Raw genomic sequence first — 20030 nt, 5'->3', positions numbered from 1 at the left:
GACATGACTCAAACCACGACCCTGCCGGGTGCCGACCAGGCCCTGCTCTACCCCTCGCCACTGAAGGAGTTCTGGCAGGCCTTCGCCCACAACAAGGGCGCCGTCGGCGGCCTGCTGTTCATGCTGCTGATCGTGTTCTGCGCGCTGTTCGCGCCCTGGGTCGCACCGCATGACCCCAGCGAGCAGTTCCGCGACTTCCTGCTCACGCCGCCGGTGTGGCTGGAAGGCGGCCAGGCGCAATTCCTCCTCGGCACCGACGAGCTGGGCCGCGACCTGCTCTCGCGACTGATCTTTGGTGCGCGCCTGTCGCTGCTGATCGGCCTGACCTCGGTGCTGCTATCGCTGCTGCCCGGTGTGCTGCTGGGCCTCACCGCCGGCTTTTTCCCGCGTCTGCTCGGGCCCTCGATCATGCGTTTGATGGACGTGATGCTGGCCCTGCCCTCGCTGCTGCTGGCCGTGGCCATCGTCGCCATCCTTGGCCCTGGCCTGCTCAACACGGTGATCGCCATCGCCGTGGTCTCGCTGCCGTCCTATGTACGCCTGACCCGCGCCGCGGTGATGGGCGAGCTGGGTCGCGACTATGTTACCGCCGCGCAATTGGCCGGCGCCGGCACCCTGCGCCTGATGTTCGTCACCGTGTTGCCCAACTGCATGGCGCCGCTGATCGTGCAGGCCACCCTGAGCTTTTCCTCGGCCATCCTCGATGCCGCAGCGCTGGGCTTCCTCGGCCTCGGCGTACAACCGCCCACCCCTGAGTGGGGCACCATGCTGGCCTCGGCACGCGACTACATCGAACGGGCCTGGTGGGTGGTGTCGCTGCCGGGCCTGACCATCCTGCTTAGCGTGCTGGCAATCAACCTGATGGGCGACGGGCTGCGCGATGCGCTCGACCCGAAACTGAAGAATGCGCAGTAAGGAGCCCAGCATGCGAAACCCAGTAGCCCGGACTTCAGTCCGGGACAACCCGCCAAGCGCTCCCGGACTGAAGTCCGGGCTACAACTGCCGCCAGCCACCTCGTGCAACGCACCGCGACAAGAGCGCCGCCCATGAGCCTGCTCAACATCCGCAATCTGTCCGTTCGCTTCGGCGACGCCAACGCCATTCCGGTGGTCGACGGTCTCGACCTGTCCGTGGACAAGGGCGAAGTGCTGGCCATCGTCGGCGAGTCCGGCTCCGGCAAATCGGTGACCATGATGGCCCTGATGGGTCTGATCGACGCCCCCGGCATAGTCCACGCCGACAGCCTGATTTTCGACGGCCACGACATGCTCAAGCTCAAGGGCAAGCAGCGCCGGACTGTCGTCGGCAAGGATCTGGCGATGGTCTTCCAGGACCCCATGACCGCCCTCAACCCCAGCTACACGGTGGGCTTCCAGATCGAGGAAGTGTTGCGCCAGCACCTCGGCCTCAAGGGCAAGACCGCTCGCGCCCGCGCCCTGCAGCTGCTGGAGCGGGTGGAGATTCCCGGCGCCGCCAGCCGCCTGGACGCCTACCCGCACCAGCTCTCCGGTGGCATGAGTCAGCGCGTGGCGATTGCCATGGCGATCGCCGCCGAGCCCAAGCTGCTGATCGCCGACGAACCGACCACCGCGCTCGACGTGACCATCCAGGCGCAAATCATGGACCTGCTGCTCGACCTGCAGCGTGACGAAGGTATGGGCCTGGTGCTGATCACCCACGACCTGGCGGTGGTCGCCGAGACCGCCGACCGAGTCTGCGTGATGTACGCCGGCCAGGCCGTGGAAATCGGCAGCGTGCCGACCCTGTTCGATGCGCCGACCCACCCCTACACCGAGGCGCTGCTCAAGGCGATTCCCGAACACAGCCTGGGCGCCAGCCGCCTGGCCACCCTGCCGGGAATCGTGCCCGGCCGCTATGACCGCCCCGCCGGCTGCCTGCTGTCACCACGCTGCCCGTACGCCCAGCCGAACTGCAGCGTGCAACGCCCGGCCCTGGAGCCGCATGAGCGTGGCGCGGTGCGCTGCTTCTACCCCCTCAACCTGTCTCTCGATATGAGCCCGGAGGTGGCCTGATGAGCATTGTGCTGACGGCCCGTGATCTCACCCGCCACTACGAAATTTCCCGCGGCCTGTTCAAGCCTGCCGCCCTGGTGCGGGCCCTGAATGGTGTGTCCTTCGACCTCGCCGCCGGCAAGACCCTGGCGGTGGTCGGCGAGTCCGGCTGCGGCAAGTCGACCCTGGCGCGTGCCCTGACCCTGATCGAGCAGCCCAGCTCCGGTTCGCTGCAGATCGCCGGGCAGGAGGTGGCCGGCGCCGACAAGCACCAGCGCCAGCAGCTGCGCCGCGACGTGCAGATGGTGTTCCAGAACCCCTACGCCTCGCTCAATCCACGGCAGAAGATCGGCGACCAGCTGGCCGAACCGCTGCAGATCAATACCAAACTGAGCCGCGCCGAGCGCCGCGAGCGGGTGCAGGCGATGATGCAGCAGGTCGGCCTGCGCCCCGAGCATTACCAGCGCTATCCGCACATGTTCTCCGGCGGCCAGCGCCAGCGCATCGCCCTGACCCGGGCGATGATGCTCAACCCCAAGGTGCTGGTGGCGGACGAGCCGACCTCGGCGCTGGACGTGTCGATCCAGGCCCAGGTGCTCAACCTGTTTATGGACCTGCAGGAAGAGTTCAACACCGGCTATGTGTTCATCTCGCACAACCTCTCGGTGGTGCGCCATGTCGCCGACGATGTACTGGTGATGTACCTCGGCCGCCCAGTGGAGATGGGCCCCAGCGCGGAGATCTATGCGCGCCCGCTGCACCCTTACACCCAGGCGCTGCTGTCGGCCACGCCGACCCTGCACCCGGACCCAAGCAAGCCGAAGATCAAGATAGTCGGCGAGTTGCCCAACCCGCTCGATCCGCCGTCCGGCTGCGCCTTTCACCAGCGCTGCCCGCACGCCAGCGCACGCTGCCAACAGGAAGTGCCACAGCTACGCCTGCTCGAGGCGCGGCAGGTGGCCTGTCACCACGCGGAAGCGATCAACAGCTGAGTCGCCGGGCAGGCCAGGCACTCAACTGCCCGGCCTGCCCGGCTATTGCATGCGTTCGACCGGAATGGCCTTGCCGCCCTGGATACGGGTCAGAAAGACCGCATCGGAACCCTGATGGTCGGTCGGGGAGAACTCGACCTTGAAGCCACCGACGTCGGCACGGAGGAACTCCAGGGCATTGCTCAGGTTCGCCCGCGTCGGCTCGCTGCCGGCCAGGCGCAGGGCCTCGACGAACACGGCGGCGCCGACATAGCCCTCCAGCGAGGTGTAACCAACAGCGGCGGGCGCGATGTCCGCCCGATAATCCCTGACCAGGGCCTGCGCGGCATCGTGCGGCGAGGGCATGACCTGGCTGATATAGACCCCGTCGCCATCCGCGCCGGCCTCGGCGATGAAGTTCTCGGTGCCGATGAAGGACACCGTGAAAAAACGCGCCTTGATACCCAGGGCCTTGGCCTGCTTGATGGCCGCAGCCAGCTGCTTGTAGGTACCGACAAAGAAGATGGCATCGGGTTCGGCCCGGCGCAGCGACTCGACAGCCGCAGCAACCTCCAGGGAATTGCGCTGGATCCGCGCCTCGGCCTGGATCCGCAGGGCGCGCTTGGACAAGGCCCCGACCAGCCCGCTCTTGACCGTCTCACCGAAGGAGTCGTCCTGCATCAGCAGCGCGACGTTGGTGATGCCCAGATCAGCGGTCATGCGTTCGACCATTTCCTCGGTTTCGTCGAAATAGGAGGCGCGCACATTGAACACCCATTTGTGTACCGGCGCGCGCAACACCTCAGCGCCGGTAAAGGGGAACAGATAAGGAATCTCGGCCCGCAAGGCGATGGGCATGGCCGCCCTTGAGGTGGGGGTGCCAACATACCCGAGCAATGCGAAGACATTGCCCGACTCGCTCAGCTCACGGGTCATGGCCGCGGTTCGCGCCGGCTCGTAACCATCGTCCCGGCTGACCAGAACTATGCGCCGGCCATTGACGCCACCAGCCGCATTGACCCGGGTGAAATAAGCTTCGGCGCCGGCCTTCATGCCCGTACCCAGCCCTGCAGCGGGGCCGCTCAGGGCATTGACCATGCCCACCCGCACTTCCTGCGCACTGATGCCGGGCTCGGCCTTGACGGCAGCCACGGGCGAAAAACCCCAGACCATCGTGATCAATACGCAGAACAGCGTGCGGAACGTCATCGAAACTCCATTATCGATTGCGTTTGGACTCTCACTGCAGGTGCACGGCACCGCGATCCATTCCTTTATTGAAGCAGTTATGCGGGCGCCAGCTGCCCCAGAATAACCAATCGTTCTGCCGGCCCATATCCCGATTTCGACGGAACCCACCTGGCGCAAGCAATACCACAGTCACTGTGCGGATAAAATCCGTGCCGCCTGCAGCGAGGTGGTCGCCCCCACAAAACCATCGAAACAGTAGATCTTCAGCCCCACTCCAGGCCCGCCCTGAAACCCGTAAAAACAACTACAAACCCTGACCCAGAGCGGCCTTCTAGCACTATCACGCTGATCGATAGCGACCATCGGCAGCATCAAGTTTTATATCGAATTCTTATCCGTAACATGGGCCCCGTACTCATCTTCCAGCCCGAAAACGGAGCCCCAACATGAAAAAGCAAATCCTCGCCGCCCTGTTCCTTTCCACCCTCAGCATCAGCGCTTTCAGCTTCGCTGCAGATGGTGCCGAGCGTACTGGTAGCAAGCACATCGCCGCCGATGGTGCCGAGCGTACTGGCAGCAAGCACATCGCCGCCGACGGTGCCGAGCGTACCGGCAGCAAGCGCATCGCCGCTGACGGCGCCGAGCGCACTGGCAGCAAGCGCATCGCCGCCGATGGTGCAGAGCGTATCGGTGGCAAGCACATCGCTGCCGATGGCGCCGAGCGCAGCGCAACCGCTCGCATCAGCTGAGACCGGAGCTACTCGCAACCAGAGGCTGGCAAGCGAAGATGTCTGCATACCTCGACCGGCTGAAGGCGCCTCTATGGCGCCTTCGCTATTTCTGGGCAGAGCACTCGCGGCCTGCAACCATCGCAACGCCAGTGATCGACAGCGCTCAACGGCCGAAGAAGCGATAGAACTCGCGCAGCTCCGCCTGGGCATCGCTGACACTCACCGGCGTGAAACGTACGGCCTGCTGGGCCGGACTCTGAGCCAGGCGCCAGAGATCCAGCGGATGCAGCCAGCCGAGAATGGGGTAACCCCCCCATGGTCTGGTGATCGGCCTGCAGGATGATCGGCTGACCGTCCGGCGGCACCTGAATCGCCCCACGGTTCACCCCCAGCGACCATTGCCGCGACGGCGCCTGCAACGGCTCGCCCTGCAAACGCGCGCCCATGCGGTCGGATTGCGGACTGAGCTGCCAGCCCTGTTCGAAGAACGCCTGCAACTGTTCCTCGGCAAACTCCACGGCATCGCCGCCGGTGATCACCCGTAGCAACGGCGTACCCCGGTAATTCGGCTGATAGGGCCAGGGCACACTCGCCGCACGGGAAAAATGCGCGGCCGCACAAGGCAGCAGATCGCCGGCCAGCAGTTTGCCACCCTGCCCATCCAGGCCACCGAGGCCTTCACGGCTCTGCGCGCTGACACTGCCCAGCACCGCCGCCGCCTGAAAACCACCAGCTGCCGCCAGGTAGGCACGCTGGCCACTGCGGGCAAAGCCCAGTCGCAGGCATTGCCCGGCACGCAGCGGGAAACGCGACCAGCCCGGCAGTGGCTGGCCCTCGACGCTGGCCGGCAGGTCCGCGCCGGTCAGCGCCAGCCAGGTGTCCACCTCGCTGCGCAGCTCTACATCACCCAGGGCAATTTCCAGCAGCGGCGTGCCCCAAGGATTGCCCAGCAGGTGATTAGCCCAGGCTGCGGCATGCCCATCCAGCGCGCCGCTCGGCGACACCCCGAGGTGCTGCCAGCCGCGTCGTCCGGCGTCCTGCAACAGGCTGAGCGGCCCGGGCTTGAGCACGCGCAGGCCTCTCATGAACAGCCGCCAGCCGCGCGAAAGGCCGCCTCGTCGATGGGCAGGAAACGCACCCGATCACCGAGCAACAGCGGGCATGGCGGTGTACGCCGGACATCGAAAAACGACCAGGGACACAAACCGAGCAGGTGCCAGCCGCCCGGCGAAGCCTGCGGATAGACCGCCGTCTGCCGCTCGGCGATGGCCAGGCTGCCCGCCGGCACATGGGTACGCGGGGTGGCTCGGCGCGGCAGAGCCAGGCGCTCGTGCAGCTCGCCAAGATAGGCAAAGCCCGGGGCGAAACCTATGGCGCCGATCCGGTACTCGGTGCTGCTGTGCAGCTCGATCACCTGCGCCACGCTCAGACCACAGGCCGCAGCAACCTCCGGCAGATCCACCCCGGCATACCAGACCGGGATCTCATGCAGGCGGCCAGGCGGCACGTTCAGCGGCTCGGCCAGCCAGCGTTCCAGCAACGGCGTGAGCCGGGCGGCCAGCTCAAGGTGATCGGTGCGGCACAGGTCGAAGTGCAGCAACAGGCTGGTCCAGCCCGGCACCAGGTCGGTCAGCAGCTCGCCCAGCTCTGCCCGAATAGCCTCGGCAAGCATGGCCAGACGCTGCGGCAACTGTGCGTCCGGGCGATCGGCCAGCACCAGCAACAGCGCTTCGGCACCGGCCGGTTCGAGGCGGATCATGCGGCGTCCAGCTGCGCCCGCAAACGCCGCAACACGGCCAGCGACTCGGCGTTGTCGCCATGCACGCAGAGGCTGTCGGCGCGCAACTGCAACGGCCGGCCATCGATATCGGCGAACGGCTCGCCACGGGCGATGGCCAGGGCCTGCAGGAGAATGCGCTCGGCATCCTGGTGCACCGCGCCGGCCAGGCGGCGCGGCGCCAATTGACCATCGGCCAGGTAGGCGCGGTCGGCAAAGGCCTCGAAGCGCAGCGGCACATCGGCGGCATCGGCCAGCTCCAGCTCGCGACGGTTGTCGGCCAGGGCCAGGACCATCAGCGGCAGGCCCTTGCGGTAGCTGGCGCAAGCTTCGAGCACGGCGACGAACAAGGCGTCGTCACGCACCAGGTCGTTGTACAACGCACCATGCGGCTTGACGTAGGCGACCTGGGTGCCCGCCGCGCGGCAGAAGGCATCCAGCGCACCGAGCTGATACAGCACCAGCGCCGTGACTTCCTCCGCCGAGCAGGCCAGGTGGCGCCGGCCGAAGCCCTGCAGATCGGGATAGGACGGATGGGCGCCGATGCTCACATCGTGGCGCACGGCCAGGGCCACGCTGCGCTGCATGATCAGCGGGTCGCCGGCATGGAAGCCGCAGGCCAGGTTGGCCTGGTCGATCAGCGGCATGGCGTGCTCGTCGTCGCCCATGCGCCAGGCGCCGAAGCTTTCGCCCATGTCGCAGTTCAGAAGGATTCTTTTCATGCCGACAAGCTTAGAGTGGCTGCCGGAACGACACCAGTAGCCCGGATGCAATCCGGGGGCGGCCAGTCGTTAGCCCCAGATGCAATCCAAGTAACCGACGCGCCCCCCGGATTACATCCAGGCTACGACCTAGTACACGTCGCGGCGATAGCGCCCACTCTCCAGCAACTGCTCGACCCGAGTATCCCCCAGTACCTCGCGCAGCACCTGATCGACTCCACCAGCCATGCCTTGCTGGCTGCCGCACACATAGATGGCGGCGCCCGCCTCGACCCAGCGCAGCAGCTCGTCGGCCGCCTCGCGCAGCCGATCCTGCACATAGACCTTGGCCGCCTGGTCACGCGAGAAGGCCAGATCGAGGCGCGCCAGCTCGCCCTGGGCCAGCCAGCCCTGCAGCTCGTCGCGGCAGTAGAAGTCGTGGGCCGCGTTGCGCTCGCCGAACAGCAGCCAGTTGCGTTGCCGGCCCGCAGCGATGCGCTCCTTGAGCAGGCTGCGCAGACCGGCCAGGCCGCTGCCGTTGCCGATCAGCAACAGCGGGCAGTCGCCTTGCGGCGCATGGAAGCCGGTGTGCCGGCGTACCCGCGCCAGCAACGGCTGATCGATGCGCGCCTCGTCGCACAGCCAGCCGGAACCGAGACCGAGGCTGCCGTCGCTGCGCCGCTCCAGGCGCACGATCAGCTCCAGCGCGCCATCGCGCGGCAGTGAGGCAATCGAATAGTCGCGCGCGCCCAGGGCCGCGTCGTTATTAGGCAGCACTTCCAGCAGGTCACCGGCCTGCCAGTGCACGCCCGTCGGAATCTGCAGGCGCACCAGGAAGGTCGGCGCACCACTGCTGCCGGGGTTCAGGCATTCGCGGCCAAGCAGGCGCCACTCGCCAAACGGCTGCTCGACCGGCGCCAGCACGGCCGCGCCGGTCAGTTCGCCGAGCTGCTGCTGCCAGCTGGCCAGGGCGGCCTGGTCACCATTGTCGACTTCCACCGGGGCGAACAGACTGCGCGCACCCTGGCGATCCAGCCAGTCGTGCAGGCGGCGGGCGAAACCACAGAACTGCTGGTACTGCCGATCACCCAAGGCCAGCACGGCATAGCTCAGCTCGCCCAGGGCCAGCTGGCTGCCGAGCAGCTTGCGTTCGAAGCCTCGGGCAGTGTCCGGCGCTTCGCCGTCGCCAAAAGTGCTGACCACGAACAGCGCGCGATTGGCCTGCTGCAAGGCCTGCTCATCCACGCGGGACAGCGGCTGCACCTGCACCGGCAGGCCGGCGGCCTGTAGCTGCCCGGCCGTGCGCCAGGCCAATTGTTCGGCCAGGCCGCTCTGGCTGGCGAAGCCGATCAGCCAGCTCTCGGCGCCGCCCTGGGTCGCCACTGCACCACGGGCAGCCTGGGCTGCGCGCTTCTTGCGCCGGCGATCGAGGTAGAGCAGCCAGCCGGTGATGAAGAACAGCGGCATGGCCCCACTGGCCAGCGCCATCAGGATGCGCCCAGGCATGCCGAAGTACTCGCCAACATGCAGGGCATAGACGCTGGCCAGCAGCTGCGCCTTGAAGCTCTTGTCGCTGTAGCGCTCATGCTGCTTGACCTGGCCGCTGAGCGGATCGAGGCTGAGCTGGTTGAGCGCGCGTGGGTGGTCGGCATCCTGCAGCAGATAGAACACCGTCGCAGGTTCACCGGCCACTGGCGGCAGGCGCAGGTTCCAGGCCACCAGTTGCGGGCCGGCGGCCTGCTGCACGCTCTGCCACACAGCGTGGTAGTCGACCACCGGCGACGGCCCGGACGGCGCCTCGCCGCGTCCACCACGACGCTCAGCCGATTTGCCCTCGTGCTGACCCACCGGGCTGTCAGAGAGCAGGCGGGTCAGGCCATCCTTGTACCAGTCATAGGACCAGTACAAGCCGGTCAGCGCCGCGCAAAGGTAGAACAACAGCGCCCAGGTGCCGAACACCGCGTGCAGGTCCCAGTTGAAGGCACGGCCCCTCTTCGCCCAGTCGAGGGTCAGCCAGGTGCGCCAGCTCAGCGCCTGGCGCGGCCAGCGCAGGTACAGCCCGGAGAGGCAGAAGAACACCAGCGCCAGGGTGCTGGCCGCGGTGATCTGCTTGCCGCTGTCGCCCATGGCGAGGAAGCGGTGCAACTGCAGCATCAGGCGGAAAAACGGCTCGCCAGCGGGCTGGCCGAGCAGCTCGCCAGTGTAGGGGTCGAAGAAGCGCATCGGCCCGCGCCGCTCGCCCGGCGGCGGGGTGAAGAACACCCGCGCGGCGCTGTCGGCACGGGTATCGACCCACAGTCCTACCACCTTCTTGTCGGTAGCCGCCTCGATCTTGCCGACCAACTCGGCTGGCGCCAGCGGCCCGGCTTCGCGCACCTCGACACGCAACACCTCAGGATTGAGCGCGCGCAGGATCTCGCCTTCGAAGGCATACAGCGCACCGGTAATGCCCATCAGGGCCAGGACCAGGCCGGCAGTGATACCGAAGAACCAGTGCAACTGAAACAGGACTTTCTTCAACACGACGGACACCTTGCACAACGACAGCCGGAGCCAATGGGCGGCGATTCTAGTTGCGAATTAGTTGCACCTGAGATCTTTTACCTAGTCTTTACCCTGCGCCGACAGGCTTCATACATCTGCCCAGCGCCGCAGCAGGTTGTGATACACCCCGGTCAGCTGCACGCTGCTGGCATGCCCTGCCCCCAGTTCGCGGTTGAGCTGCTGGATGCTCGAATCGAGATCGAACAGCAGGCTGCGCTGGCCGTCGTCGCGCACCATGCTCTGCAGCCATAAGAACGAGCAGACCCGCGCCCCGCGAGTCACCGGGCTGACCCGGTGCAGGCTGGTGGACGGGTAGAGAATCATGTCGCCGGCCGGCAGCTTGACGCTGTGCGCACCGTAGGTGTCTTCGACCAGCAGCTCGCCACCGTCGTACTCGTCCGGATTGGTGAAGAACAGGGTGGCCGACAGGTCGGTGCGGATGCGCTCGCCCGTTGCCGGCACTTCGCGCACCGCGTTATCCACATGCAGGCCAAAGGACTGGCCGCCCTGGTAGCAGTTGAACAGCGGCGGGAACACCTTGCTCGGCAAGGCCGCCGAGATGAACAGCGGATTGCGGCTAAGGGCCTGGAGGATCAGCTCGCCCATCTGCCGGGCCTGCGCTGAGTCCTGCGGCAACTGCAGGTTGTCCTTGGCCATGGCCGACTGGAAACCGGCGGTGGCCTTGCCATCGATCCACTGTGCCTGCTGCAGCAACTGGCGGCATTCGGCGACCTGCTCCGGGCTCAGCACCCGGGGAATATGCACCATCATCTGGCGTTTCTCCTGATAAGCCAAAGCCCCGCACAAGCGGGGCTCCGGGTAAAACAGCCAAGCGTTAGAACGAGTAGTTGGCGCTCAGCACGGCCGAACGACCATCGCCCGGCACCAGGCCACCGGTGTTGTCGGCACTACCGGCGCTGGTCCGTACGCGATCGTAGTACTCCTCGTCGAACAGGTTGTTGACGTTCAGCTGCAGGCGCAGCTCCTCGCTGGCCTGGTAGCCGAGCATGGCGCCATGTACCCAGTAGGAATCGATCTTGGCGCGGCTGGCCTGCGGCGGCGTATCACGGGTGGCCACCGCCACATTACGCTCGTCGACGAACTGCGCGCCGTAACCCACCTCGAAATCAGCCGGCAGCTGGTAGCTGGTCCACAGGCTGAACGAGCGTGGCGGCGTGTTGGCCAAGGCCTGGCCTTCCTGCACCTGATCCTCGCCCGGCGCAGCCTTGAGCACTTCGCTGCTCAGCTGGGTGTAGGAGGCGAAGGCCTGCCACTTGTCGGTGAGCTTGCCCGAGGCGCCCAGCTCGAAGCCTTCCACGCGTTGCTCGCCCTGCAGCTCGAACGAGCCGTCATCCAGCTCGACGCGGCCATTGGTCTTGTCGACACGGAAGATCGCGGCATTGAGTGCCAGGCGCTGATCCAGCAGCTCCCACTTGGTGCCCAGTTCCCAGGTCTCGTTCTTTTCCGGATCGAGATTTTCGTTGCCTTCGTTCAAGCCGGTACCGGTGGTAGCCAGGCCTTGCGCCGAGGGGTTGTAGGAGTTGCCCCAGGCCACATAGATGGTGCCGTTTTCCACTGGTTTGTAGGCCAGGCCGACGCGACCACTGAGCATCTCGTCGGTGGACTCCAGCTGGGTACGCGTATCGTCTTCGAAATCCTTCTCGTCGTTCTCGCCTTCATAGCGCTCCCAACGGGCGCCCAGGGTCAGATCCCACTGGTCATTCAGGGCCAGGGTGTCAAACACGTACAACGCCTGATCGGTCAGCTCGGCGTCCACCGTGGAGGTGTTGGTCTTGTGCCGTGGGCCGTTGTAGTAGCCAGGCGGGTTGTCCAGGTCGTAGACCAGATCCAGATCCAGGTTGTTGCTGAAGTTGGTCTTGTCGACGGTCTCGCGGGAGACTTCCATACCAGTGACCAGCGAGTGGTCGATGAAGCCGGTGGCGAAGTTCCACACCAGGTTGGTCTGGTTGATCGCCAGCTTGCTGGTGGTATCGCGACCATTGCCGCTACCCGAACGGTACTGGTACTGGCCGTTACCCAGCGTCTCCACGTAGCTGCGGGTGGTGACGGTGCGGTTATCGGTCTCGCTGTAGCGGGTGATGCTGTTCAGGCTGACCAGATCGTTGAAGTCGTGTTCGATCTTGGCGGTGAAGGAGTCGACGTCGACTTCTTCGGTATCGATATTGCGGAAGCCGAAGTAGTCGTCACGGTCGACGCCATCCAGCACCTTGCCGGCGATGGCGGGCAGGCCGTATTCCGGCAGGTTCTCGTCGGACTGGTGCAGGTAGCTGAGGGTCAGGCGGGTCGGCGTGCCCAGGCCGAAGGCCACGGACGGGGCAATACCCCAGCGCTCGTAGTTGATCTGCTCGCGGCCGGCCACGTCGTTCTCGTGGGCCATCAGGTTGAGACGGAAGGCCGCGCCTTCGATGCCGTCCAGCGGCTGATTGATGTCGGCAGCCAGGCGATGATAGCCGTCGGTGCCCAGACCGGCCTGCAGGTTGTTCGACTCGCGCAGGCTCGGGGTCTTGCTGACCATGTTGATCGAACCGGCAGTGGCGCCGGCACCGGCATACACCGAGCTCGGGCCTTTGACCACTTCAACCATTTCCAGGTTGAACATGTCGGAACGGGTCATGTTGGCGCTGTCGCGCAGGCCATCGACCATCAGGTTGTTGGTGGCGCTGAAACCGCGGATGTTGATGCTGTCGCCGTAGTTGCCACCCTCGCCGGCACCGAAGGTGATGCCGGAGACATTGGACAGCACCTGGCGCAAGCTCAGGGCGTTCTGCTCCTTGATCACTTCGGCCGGGACCACGGTGACGGTCTGCGGAGTGTCCAGCAGCGGCGCGGTGTATTTCGGGGAGGACACCTGATCGACCTTGTAGGACTGCTCCTGCTTGCCCTCGATGCTCACCTTGTCGAGCTGCAGGGTGCCGTCAGACTGTTCGGCAGCCAGGCTCAGACCGGCAGAAGAAGCAATGGCAAAACCGATGGCAGAGGCCAGCAGGCGACGCTGCGGCAAGGCGGATGCGGCGACTTTCTTGTGCATAAGAATCACTCCCCGTTCAAAATGAGGCGTGATTTTATTTAGGAATTATTATCAAACAAGATAAACATGCATTCTTTACAATTTCTTTACATTCAATCTGGAACTAACGTACAAGCCCCGGAATATAAGGCCCAATAAAAAGCCCCGCCATGGGGCGGGGCTTGTATGCAGCTGACGAAAACCTTACAGGTAGAAGGCCTTCAGCGGCGGGAAGCCGTTGAACTCCACCGCGCTGTAGCTGGTGGTGTAAGCGCCGGTGGACAGCCAGTACAGGCGGTCACCGATCGACAGGTTGAGCGGCAGGCCGTACTTGTAGTTCTCGTACATGATGTCGGCGCTGTCGCAGGTCGGGCCGGCGATCACTACTTCTTCCATCTCGCCTTTCTTCTCGGTCCAGATCGGGAACTTGATGGATTCGTCCATGGTTTCGATCAGGCCGCTGAACTTGCCCACGTCGACATACACCCAACGCTCGACGGCGGTACGCGACTTGCGCGCGACCAGCACCACTTCGCTGACCAGGATGCCGGCGTTGGCGATCAAGGAGCGGCCCGGCTCGAGGATGATTTCCGGCAGGTCGTCGCCGAAGTCTTCCTTGAGGAAACGGATGATTTCCTCGGCGTAAGTTTCCAGGCTGTTGGTACGGGTGATGTAGTTGGCCGGGAAGCCGCCACCCATGTTGATCAGCTTGAGCTCGATGCCGTCTTCTTCTTTCAGGCGCTCGAAGATCACCTTGACCTTGGCAATCGCCGCATCCCACACGGAGATGTCGCGCTGCTGCGAGCCAACGTGGAAGGACAGGCCGTAGGGCACCAGGCCCAGGTCGCGGGCGAGGATCAGCAGGTCCATGGCCATGTCGGTCTGGCAGCCGAACTTGCGCGACAGCGGCCAGTCGGCCGTGGTCGAGCCTTCGGTGAGGATGCGCACATAGACTTTCGCGCCCGGCGCGGCCTTGGCGATGTTGCGCAGGTCGGCTTCCGAGTCGGTGGCATACAGACGCACGCCCTTCTCATAGAAGTAGCGGATGTCCTTGGATTTCTTGATGGTGTTGCCGTAGCTGATGCGCTCCGGGCCGACGCCGGTGGCCAGCACCTTGTCCAGCTCATAAATAGAAGCGATGTCGAAGTTCGAACCTTTGTCGCGCAGCAGCTCGATGATCTCGGTGGCCGGGTTGGCCTTGACTGCGTAGTACACCTTGGCGAATTCGAAACCGGCGCGCAGGTCATCGTAGGCCTGGCTGATGATCGCGGTGTCGATCACCACGAAGGGGGTTTCCTGGGTGTCGGCGAAGTCCTTCATCTTCTGGAAGGTAGCGCGCGGGTAGTAGTCTTCGATCGCGATCGGCATGCGGGACTCCAAATGGGTAAAAGCAAGCAATGGGTGCTTAACAGGGATGGCTCTGGATAAAGAGCCGCGAACGCCTAATCCGTTTCCCCACTTTGGTTCGCCTACTTCCCAAGGCATGTCGCCGAGAACCCTGCGGGCCTCTCGTCGTCAGTACTTGAGCCGGATGGATCGTTTCCAGCATGGACGTTCGGGCGCGAACTTTAGGACCATGGGGGCCTGAGATCAATCAAAAATTGCCGCTGTTTTGCACCCGGTTGTCGCCTGCCTGATTGACTGTTTTTAATCCTCAACAAAACGTCCGGAATGCTGCACAAAACCCCGGCACGCCTGAGCGCCAGCCGGGCGCCGCGCGGCCCACGTTTCCCGCTATAATCGCCGCCTTTTTTGACAAACCGACTACTTTTGACAACCGACTTACCTTTAACAACCGACTACGTGTCGACGGGTTCCCACACCATGACCACTCAGGCCATCGAAGTCGGCAAGCGCCGTACCTTCGCGATCATCTCCCACCCCGACGCCGGTAAGACCACCATTACCGAGAAGCTGCTGCTGATGGGCAAGGCGATTGCCGTGGCCGGCACGGTGAAATCGCGCAAGTCCGACCGCCATGCGACGTCCGACTGGATGGAAATGGAGAAGCAGCGCGGCATCTCCATCACCACCTCGGTGATGCAGTTCCCCTACCGCGAGCACATGATCAACCTGCTCGACACCCCCGGCCACGAAGACTTCTCGGAAGACACCTACCGCACCCTGACTGCGGTGGACTCGGCGCTGATGGTGCTCGACGGCGGTAAGGGTGTGGAGCCACGCACCATTGCCCTGATGGACGTGTGCCGCCTGCGCGACACGCCGATCGTCAGCTTTATCAACAAGCTCGACCGCGATATCCGCGACCCGATCGAACTGCTCGACGAGATCGAAGCCGTACTGAAAATCAAAGCAGCGCCTATCACCTGGCCGATCGGTTGCTACCGCGACTTCAAGGGCGTGTACCACCTGGCCGACGACTACATCATCGTCTACACCCCGGGCCACGGCCACGAGCGCACCGAAACCAAGATCATCCAGCACCTCGACTCCGACGAGGCCCGCGCCCATCTGGGTGACGAGTACGAGCGTTTCCTCGAACAGCTGGAGCTGGTGCAAGGCGCCTGCCACGAATTCAACCAACAGGAATTCATGGACGGCCAGCTGACCCCGGTGTTCTTCGGCACCGCGCTGGGCAACTTCGGTGTCGACCATGTGCTCGACGCCGTGGTCGACTGGGCGCCGAAGCCGCTGGCCCGTGTAGCCAACGAGCGCACCGTGGAACCGGTGGAAGAGAAGTTCAGTGGCTTCGTGTTCAAGATCCAGGCGAACATGGACCCCAAGCACCGCGACCGCATCGCCTTTATGCGCATCTGCTCCGGCAAATACAGCCAGGGCATGAAGATGCGCCATGTGCGCCTGGGCAAGGACGTGCGCGTCGGCGACGCCCTGACCTTCTTCTCCAGCGAGCGTGAGCAACTGGAAGAGGCCTATGCCGGCGACATCATCGGCCTGCACAACCACGGCACCATCCAGATCGGCGACACCTTCAGCGAAGGCGAGAGCCTGGGCTTCACCGGCATCCCGCACTTCGCCCCGGAACTGTTCCGCCGCGTACGCCTGCGTGACCCGCTGAAATCCAAGCAGCTACGCCAGGGCCTGCAGCAGCTGGCCGAGGAAGGCGCAACCCAGGTGTTCTTCCCCGAGCGCAGCAACGACATCATCCTCGGCGCGGTCGGCGTGCTGCAGTTTGACGTGGTCGCCAGCCGCCTGAAGGAGGAATACAAGGTCGAGTGCTCCTACGAACCGATCACCGTCTGGTCGGCACGCTGGATCGACTGCAGCGATAAGAAGAAGCTCGAGGAATTCTCCAACAAGGCCGTGGAAAACCTGGCCCTGGATGGCGGCGGTCACCTCACCTACCTGGCGCCGACCCGGGTCAACCTGGCGCTGATGGAAGAGCGCTGGCCGGACGTGAAATTCCGCGCCACCCGCGAGCATCACTGACCTACCCTGTAGGAGCCAGCTTGCTGGCGATCCGAGCTGCTTATATGCACGCTGATCGCCAGCAAGCTGGCTCCTACAACTGAACTCAGGGAGCTTCTGGAATGGATTCCAGCCTCTTCGCCCATCGCGGTCATGCGCTGCGACGCGGGCGTATCTGCGAACCCGGCAGAATCTATCTGCTGACCGCCATTACCCATGAGCGCAAAGCCGTTTTCCAGAATTGGCAGCTAGCCCGCTTGCTGGTGAAGGAAATGCGCTACCTGCATGACGCAGGTGGAGTCGAATCACTGGCCTGGGTGGTGATGCCGGACCATCTGCATTGGTTGGTCGGTCTGGGGGCGATGCCGCTGTCGCAGCTTATGCAGAACACCAAATCACGCAGCGCGATTACCATCAACAGGGTCTCGGGCAGGACAGGCGAGAAGGTCTGGCTGAAGGGTTTTCATGATCACGCCTTGCGCGCAGAAGAAGACTTGCAAGCAGTCGCACGTTACGTCGTCGCCAATCCATTGCGTGCCGGGTTAGTTCAGCGGCTGGGCGATTATCCGCTGTGGGATGCCATCTGATTGTGACCTGATAGGCCGGATCGCCAGCAAGCTGGCTCCTACAAAGAACGGCACGGTGCTGCCGGTGTAGGAGCCAGCTTGCTGGCGATCAACGCGCTAAACCTCTTTATCTCAGTGCATCTGTAGCAATAACGCCGTGCATTCTGGGTGCGGTATTGCCCAGACGATAACCACTCAGATCGCCAGCAAGCTGGCTCCTACAGGGATGGGATGGGTTGGCACGTCGCGTCAGTGACTGATCATCCACGGCCGGCCGGCCGGTTTGCCTTTTATGGCATGCGGGTTGGCCTTGGTTGGCGCCAGGGGTTTGTTCGGCGTGCAGCAGCCGCAGCCCTTGGGGTGCTTGCGCGTCTGCTGGTATTCGTCGAGCGTCTGCGGCGCGTTGGCGCTGCGCTCGTTGGCCGCGATGGCGCGGCGCTGGCTGCCAGGCATGGTCGCCAGGCACGGTGCGGAAAGAATCACCCGGCCACTCTGCATGCCGCAGGACGGGCAATCGCAGGGCTGGTCGCGCTCGGCCATCGGCCGCAAGCGGGTGAAGTCGCCACAGTCGGCACAGTCGTATTCATAGATCGGCATAACGGACTCCTGGGCAGCGGTTCGGCGGCGCGTGGCCGCCAAGCCGGTAGTGCGGTGTGACAGGTCCCGAGTGTTCGCCACCCGGGCCGGGATGAACGCCGTCCAAAGCCCCATCCCCGCCCGGGTAGGGAACTCATTTGTCCGGCGCGATGGGCAGGTCGATGCTGCCGTCGAGGTGCTTGATCGGGCCGGAGGCATTGGGGTTGATGTCGAAGTCGAAGATGTCGGTCGGCAGCCATAGCGTGGCGCAGGCGTTGGGCACGTCGACGATGCCGCTGATATGCCCCTGCACCGGCGCCGAGCCGAGCAGCGCATAGCCCTGGGCCGGCGAGTAGCCGAACTTGGTCAGGTAGTTGATGGCATTCAGGCAGGCCTGCTTGTAGGCGATGTTGACGTCCAGGTAGTGCTGCTTGCCGGCCTCGTCCACCGAGATGCCTTCGAAGATCAGGTAGTTGTTGTAGTGCGGGGTGATCGGGCTCGGCTTGAACACCGGGTTCTTGATTCCGTACTTGGCCATGCCGCCCTTGATCAGCTCGACCTTCATGTGCACCCAGCCGGCCATTTCGATGGCGCCGCAGAAGGTGATTTCGCCGTCGCCCTGGCTGAAGTGCAGGTCGCCCACCGAGAGGCCCGCGCCGGCAACATAGACCGGGAAGAAGATCTTCGAGCCGCGCGACAGGTCCTTGATATCGCAGTTGCCGCCATGCTCGCGCGGCGGCACGGTGCGTGCGCCGGTCAGTGCCGCCAGGTCGCGGGCCTCGCCCTTCATCTTGCCCATGTGCGCGGTCGGCGCCATCGGCGGGTTGGCCAGGGCCGGCACGCGGTGCGGGTCGCTGTCGATCAGTTCCTGCTCGCGCTTGTTCCAGTCGGCGAGCATCTTGTGGTCCGGCAGGCAGCCGATCAGGCCGGGATGGATCAGGCCGGCGAAGTTAACCCCCGGAATGTGCCGGCTGCTGGTGAACATGCCCTTGAAGTCCCAGATGGCCTTCTGCGCCATCGGGAAGTGGTCGGTCAGAAAACCACCGCCGTTCTGCTTGGAGAAGAAGCCGTTGAAGCCCCACTGCGAGTCGGCCATGGCGCCGATGTCGAGCAGGTCGACCACCAGCAGGTCACCCGGCTCGGCGCCGTGTACGCCCACCGGGCCCGACAGGTAATGCACGGTGGACAGATCCACATCACGCACGTCGCTGGCGTCGTCGTTGTTTTTGATCGCGCCAGCGGTCCAGTCGTAGGTTTCGAGGATGAAATCGTCACCCGGCTTGACCCAGCAGGCCATCGGAATATCCGGATGCCAGCGGTTGTGGATCTGCTCGTTCTCGGTGGCGGGCTGGTTGAGATTGACCTTGATCAGCGTTTCGGTCATGACAGAGCTCCTGGGGCCATTGATGGGGACTTGGCGCCACTGCGCCGGGGTACGGAGCTAGTCTTGAACGGGCGGGGAATTCAGCAAATACGTCGGATGACGTATGCGCCGCGCCAGCGATGACGTGGCTTGCAGCTTTTTGAAAGGCACGAAAAAGCGGCCAGCGCATAAAGAACACGCCAGCCGTAAAACAGGAAATTTTGCCCTCTCCCCCAGCCCCTCTCCCATAAATGGGAGAGGGGAGCAAAGCGCAGTCAGACATGACCCTCACGCCGAACAGTCCCCTCTCCCGCTTGCGGGAGAGGGTTAGGGAGAGGGAAAAGTACTCACACCGACAGGTAGCGGCTGATGGTCGCCTCGTCGACCCTGTCGCGGGTTTCCTCGACCACGAACTTGCCCTTCTCGATGACCAGGAAGCGGTCGGCGATTTCCAGGGTGAAGGACAGCACCTGCTCGGAGACCACGATGGTCAGGTCACGCAGGTTGCGGATCTCCTTCAGGGTGCGGGCGATGTCCTTGATGATCGACGGCTGAATGCCCTCGGTTGGCTCATCGAGCAGTAGCACCTTGGGATTGGTGGCCAGCGCGCGGGCGATAGCCAGCTGTTGCTGCTGGCCGCCAGAGAGGTTGCCGCCCTTGCGCGAGCGCATATCAAACAGCACCGGGAACAGCGCATAGAGGTCTTCCGGCACCTTGCCCTTGGCGGCGGCCGGCAGGCCGGTCTGGATGTTCTCCAGCACGCTCATGCTGGGGAAGATCATCCGCCCCTGGGGCACGTAGGCGATGCCGCTCTCCACCCGCTGGTGGGTTTCCAGTTTGGAGATGTCGCGACCGTCCACGCTGATCTGCCCACCCCATTGCGGCAGTACGCCCATCAGGCTCTTGAACAGGGTGGTCTTGCCCATGCCGTTGCGGCCCATGACCGCGACGATTTCGCGCTTTTCCACGTTCAGGTTGAGGTCATGGAGGATCTGGCTCTGGCCGTAACCGGAAGCGAGGTTGCTGATCTTGAACATGTTTGACTCCTTGCACTCAAGGCCTGAGGCCAGCGAAGAATGACTCTGTAGGAGCCAGCTTGCTGGCGATCAGCGGATCGACAGCGCATTGATCGCCAGCAAGCTGGCTCCTACGAAAAGCTCCAGTACCGATCGCCCTCTCCCC

General features: G+C 64.2%; 16 protein-coding genes and 1 pseudogene. 6 read left to right on the top strand and 11 right to left on the bottom strand.

Annotated elements, in window-relative coordinates; all coding sequences use genetic code 11:
- Positions 1-3 precede the first annotated feature (3 nt).
- The 3 genes from LRS11_RS10195 to LRS11_RS10185 all read left to right on the top strand — a co-directional run bounded on the left by LRS11_RS10195 (position 4) and on the right by LRS11_RS10185 (position 3005).
- Entirely contained in the window at positions 4-915 is a 912-nt protein-coding gene (locus LRS11_RS10195) for an ABC transporter permease subunit (RefSeq protein WP_260496702.1), read from the top strand.
- Between the two features lie 132 nt (positions 916-1047).
- The gene (locus tag LRS11_RS10190) at positions 1048-2034 is read left to right on the top strand and encodes an ABC transporter ATP-binding protein (RefSeq protein ID WP_260496701.1); all 987 of its coding nucleotides are present in this window, start codon (positions 1048-1050) and stop codon (positions 2032-2034) included.
- A complete protein-coding gene (locus LRS11_RS10185; protein WP_260496700.1) occupies positions 2034-3005 on the top strand; it encodes a peptide ABC transporter ATP-binding protein in 972 nt (323 codons plus the stop codon). The genes LRS11_RS10190 and LRS11_RS10185 overlap by 1 nt, the downstream gene beginning before the upstream one ends.
- 42 nt (positions 3006-3047) lie before the next feature.
- On the opposite strand, the gene LRS11_RS10180 is transcribed toward LRS11_RS10185, so the two are convergent.
- Entirely contained in the window at positions 3048-4193 is a 1146-nt protein-coding gene (locus LRS11_RS10180; protein WP_260496699.1) for an ABC transporter substrate-binding protein, read from the bottom strand.
- A 428-nt stretch (positions 4194-4621) separates the two neighbouring features.
- On the opposite strand from LRS11_RS10180, the gene LRS11_RS10175 reads away from it, so the two are divergent.
- Positions 4622-4924 carry a hypothetical protein gene (locus LRS11_RS10175; RefSeq protein WP_260496698.1) on the top strand — a complete coding sequence of 101 codons (303 nt, stop codon included), beginning with the start codon at positions 4622-4624 and terminating at the stop codon, positions 4922-4924.
- A 145-nt stretch (positions 4925-5069) separates the two neighbouring features.
- Here the strand turns inward: LRS11_RS10175 and LRS11_RS10170 are convergent.
- The 7 genes and pseudogenes from LRS11_RS10170 to LRS11_RS10140 form a co-directional block, all read right to left on the bottom strand.
- Positions 5070-5991: pseudogene (locus LRS11_RS10170) on the bottom strand (biotin-dependent carboxyltransferase family protein).
- Positions 5988-6665 carry a 5-oxoprolinase subunit PxpB gene (pxpB, locus tag LRS11_RS10165; protein ID WP_260496697.1) on the bottom strand — a complete coding sequence of 226 codons (678 nt, stop codon included), beginning with the start codon at positions 6663-6665 and terminating at the stop codon, positions 5988-5990. Before pxpB ends, LRS11_RS10170 begins: the two are co-directional and overlap by 4 nt.
- Positions 6662-7405 (bottom strand): 5-oxoprolinase subunit PxpA, encoded by a 744-nt coding sequence (locus LRS11_RS10160; protein WP_260496696.1) that lies wholly within the window; start codon positions 7403-7405, stop codon positions 6662-6664. Before LRS11_RS10160 ends, pxpB begins: the two co-directional genes overlap by 4 nt.
- Positions 7406-7534: 129 nt before the next feature.
- Positions 7535-9907, bottom strand: coding sequence for a sulfite reductase flavoprotein subunit alpha (locus LRS11_RS10155; RefSeq protein WP_260496695.1), 2373 nt, complete (start codon positions 9905-9907; stop codon positions 7535-7537).
- A 108-nt stretch (positions 9908-10015) separates the two neighbouring features.
- Positions 10016-10699, bottom strand: coding sequence for a Fe2+-dependent dioxygenase (locus LRS11_RS10150; protein ID WP_260496694.1), 684 nt, complete (start codon positions 10697-10699; stop codon positions 10016-10018).
- Positions 10700-10763: 64 nt separating this feature from the next.
- Positions 10764-12977 carry a TonB-dependent receptor gene (locus tag LRS11_RS10145; protein WP_260496693.1) on the bottom strand — a complete coding sequence of 738 codons (2214 nt, stop codon included), beginning with the start codon at positions 12975-12977 and terminating at the stop codon, positions 10764-10766.
- A 183-nt stretch (positions 12978-13160) separates the two neighbouring features.
- Positions 13161-14324, bottom strand: coding sequence for a type III PLP-dependent enzyme (locus tag LRS11_RS10140; RefSeq protein ID WP_260496692.1), 1164 nt, complete (start codon positions 14322-14324; stop codon positions 13161-13163).
- A gap of 456 nt (positions 14325-14780) precedes the next feature.
- Between LRS11_RS10140 and LRS11_RS10135 the strand changes: the two genes are divergently transcribed.
- On the top strand, positions 14781-16364 hold the full coding sequence (locus LRS11_RS10135) for a peptide chain release factor 3 (protein ID WP_260496691.1): 1584 nt from the start codon (positions 14781-14783) through the stop codon (positions 16362-16364).
- A gap of 101 nt (positions 16365-16465) precedes the next feature.
- On the top strand, positions 16466-16930 hold the full coding sequence (locus tag LRS11_RS10130) for an REP-associated tyrosine transposase (protein WP_260496690.1): 465 nt from the start codon (positions 16466-16468) through the stop codon (positions 16928-16930).
- A gap of 228 nt (positions 16931-17158) precedes the next feature.
- Here the strand turns inward: LRS11_RS10130 and LRS11_RS10125 are convergent, their stop codons facing one another.
- The 3 genes from LRS11_RS10125 to urtE form a co-directional block, all read right to left on the bottom strand.
- Positions 17159-17506, bottom strand: a complete 348-nt coding sequence (locus tag LRS11_RS10125) for an FmdB family zinc ribbon protein (protein WP_260496689.1) — start codon at positions 17504-17506, stop codon at positions 17159-17161.
- 133 nt (positions 17507-17639) lie between these two features.
- Positions 17640-18869: a formamidase gene (fmdA, locus tag LRS11_RS10120; protein ID WP_260496688.1), complete on the bottom strand. Its 1230-nt coding sequence runs from the start codon at positions 18867-18869 to the stop codon at positions 17640-17642.
- Positions 18870-19195: 326 nt separating this feature from the next.
- Entirely contained in the window at positions 19196-19885 is a 690-nt protein-coding gene (gene urtE, locus LRS11_RS10115; protein WP_260496687.1) for an urea ABC transporter ATP-binding subunit UrtE, read from the bottom strand.
- Positions 19886-20030 lie beyond the last annotated feature (145 nt).

The sequence above is a fragment of the Pseudomonas sp. J452 genome, assembly GCF_024666525.1.
Taxonomy (GTDB): domain Bacteria; phylum Pseudomonadota; class Gammaproteobacteria; order Pseudomonadales; family Pseudomonadaceae; genus Aquipseudomonas.
This window is presented reverse-complemented; position numbering and strand designations above follow the sequence as displayed.

What these genes read in the sequence shown, in the direction of transcription:
- LRS11_RS10150 (WP_260496694.1), bottom strand. Translation starts at nt 10,699, where the DNA reads ATGATGGTGCATATTCCCCGGGTGCTGAGCCCGGAGCAGGTCGCCGAA.
- LRS11_RS10140 (WP_260496692.1), bottom strand. Translation starts at nt 14,324, where the DNA reads ATGCCGATCGCGATCGAAGACTACTACCCGCGCGCTACCTTCCAGAAG.
- LRS11_RS10125 (WP_260496689.1), bottom strand. Translation starts at nt 17,506, where the DNA reads ATGCCGATCTATGAATACGACTGTGCCGACTGTGGCGACTTCACCCGC.
- LRS11_RS10185 (WP_260496700.1), top strand. Translation starts at nt 2,034, where the DNA reads ATGAGCATTGTGCTGACGGCCCGTGATCTCACCCGCCACTACGAAATT.
- LRS11_RS10195 (WP_260496702.1), top strand. Translation starts at nt 4, where the DNA reads ATGACTCAAACCACGACCCTGCCGGGTGCCGACCAGGCCCTGCTCTAC.
- pxpB (WP_260496697.1), bottom strand. Translation starts at nt 6,665, where the DNA reads ATGATCCGCCTCGAACCGGCCGGTGCCGAAGCGCTGTTGCTGGTGCTG.
- LRS11_RS10130 (WP_260496690.1), top strand. Translation starts at nt 16,466, where the DNA reads ATGGATTCCAGCCTCTTCGCCCATCGCGGTCATGCGCTGCGACGCGGG.
- LRS11_RS10190 (WP_260496701.1), top strand. Translation starts at nt 1,048, where the DNA reads ATGAGCCTGCTCAACATCCGCAATCTGTCCGTTCGCTTCGGCGACGCC.
- urtE (WP_260496687.1), bottom strand. Translation starts at nt 19,885, where the DNA reads ATGTTCAAGATCAGCAACCTCGCTTCCGGTTACGGCCAGAGCCAGATC.
- LRS11_RS10180 (WP_260496699.1), bottom strand. Translation starts at nt 4,193, where the DNA reads ATGACGTTCCGCACGCTGTTCTGCGTATTGATCACGATGGTCTGGGGT.
- LRS11_RS10175 (WP_260496698.1), top strand. Translation starts at nt 4,622, where the DNA reads ATGAAAAAGCAAATCCTCGCCGCCCTGTTCCTTTCCACCCTCAGCATC.
- LRS11_RS10135 (WP_260496691.1), top strand. Translation starts at nt 14,781, where the DNA reads ATGACCACTCAGGCCATCGAAGTCGGCAAGCGCCGTACCTTCGCGATC.
- fmdA (WP_260496688.1), bottom strand. Translation starts at nt 18,869, where the DNA reads ATGACCGAAACGCTGATCAAGGTCAATCTCAACCAGCCCGCCACCGAG.
- LRS11_RS10160 (WP_260496696.1), bottom strand. Translation starts at nt 7,405, where the DNA reads ATGAAAAGAATCCTTCTGAACTGCGACATGGGCGAAAGCTTCGGCGCC.
- LRS11_RS10145 (WP_260496693.1), bottom strand. Translation starts at nt 12,977, where the DNA reads ATGCACAAGAAAGTCGCCGCATCCGCCTTGCCGCAGCGTCGCCTGCTG.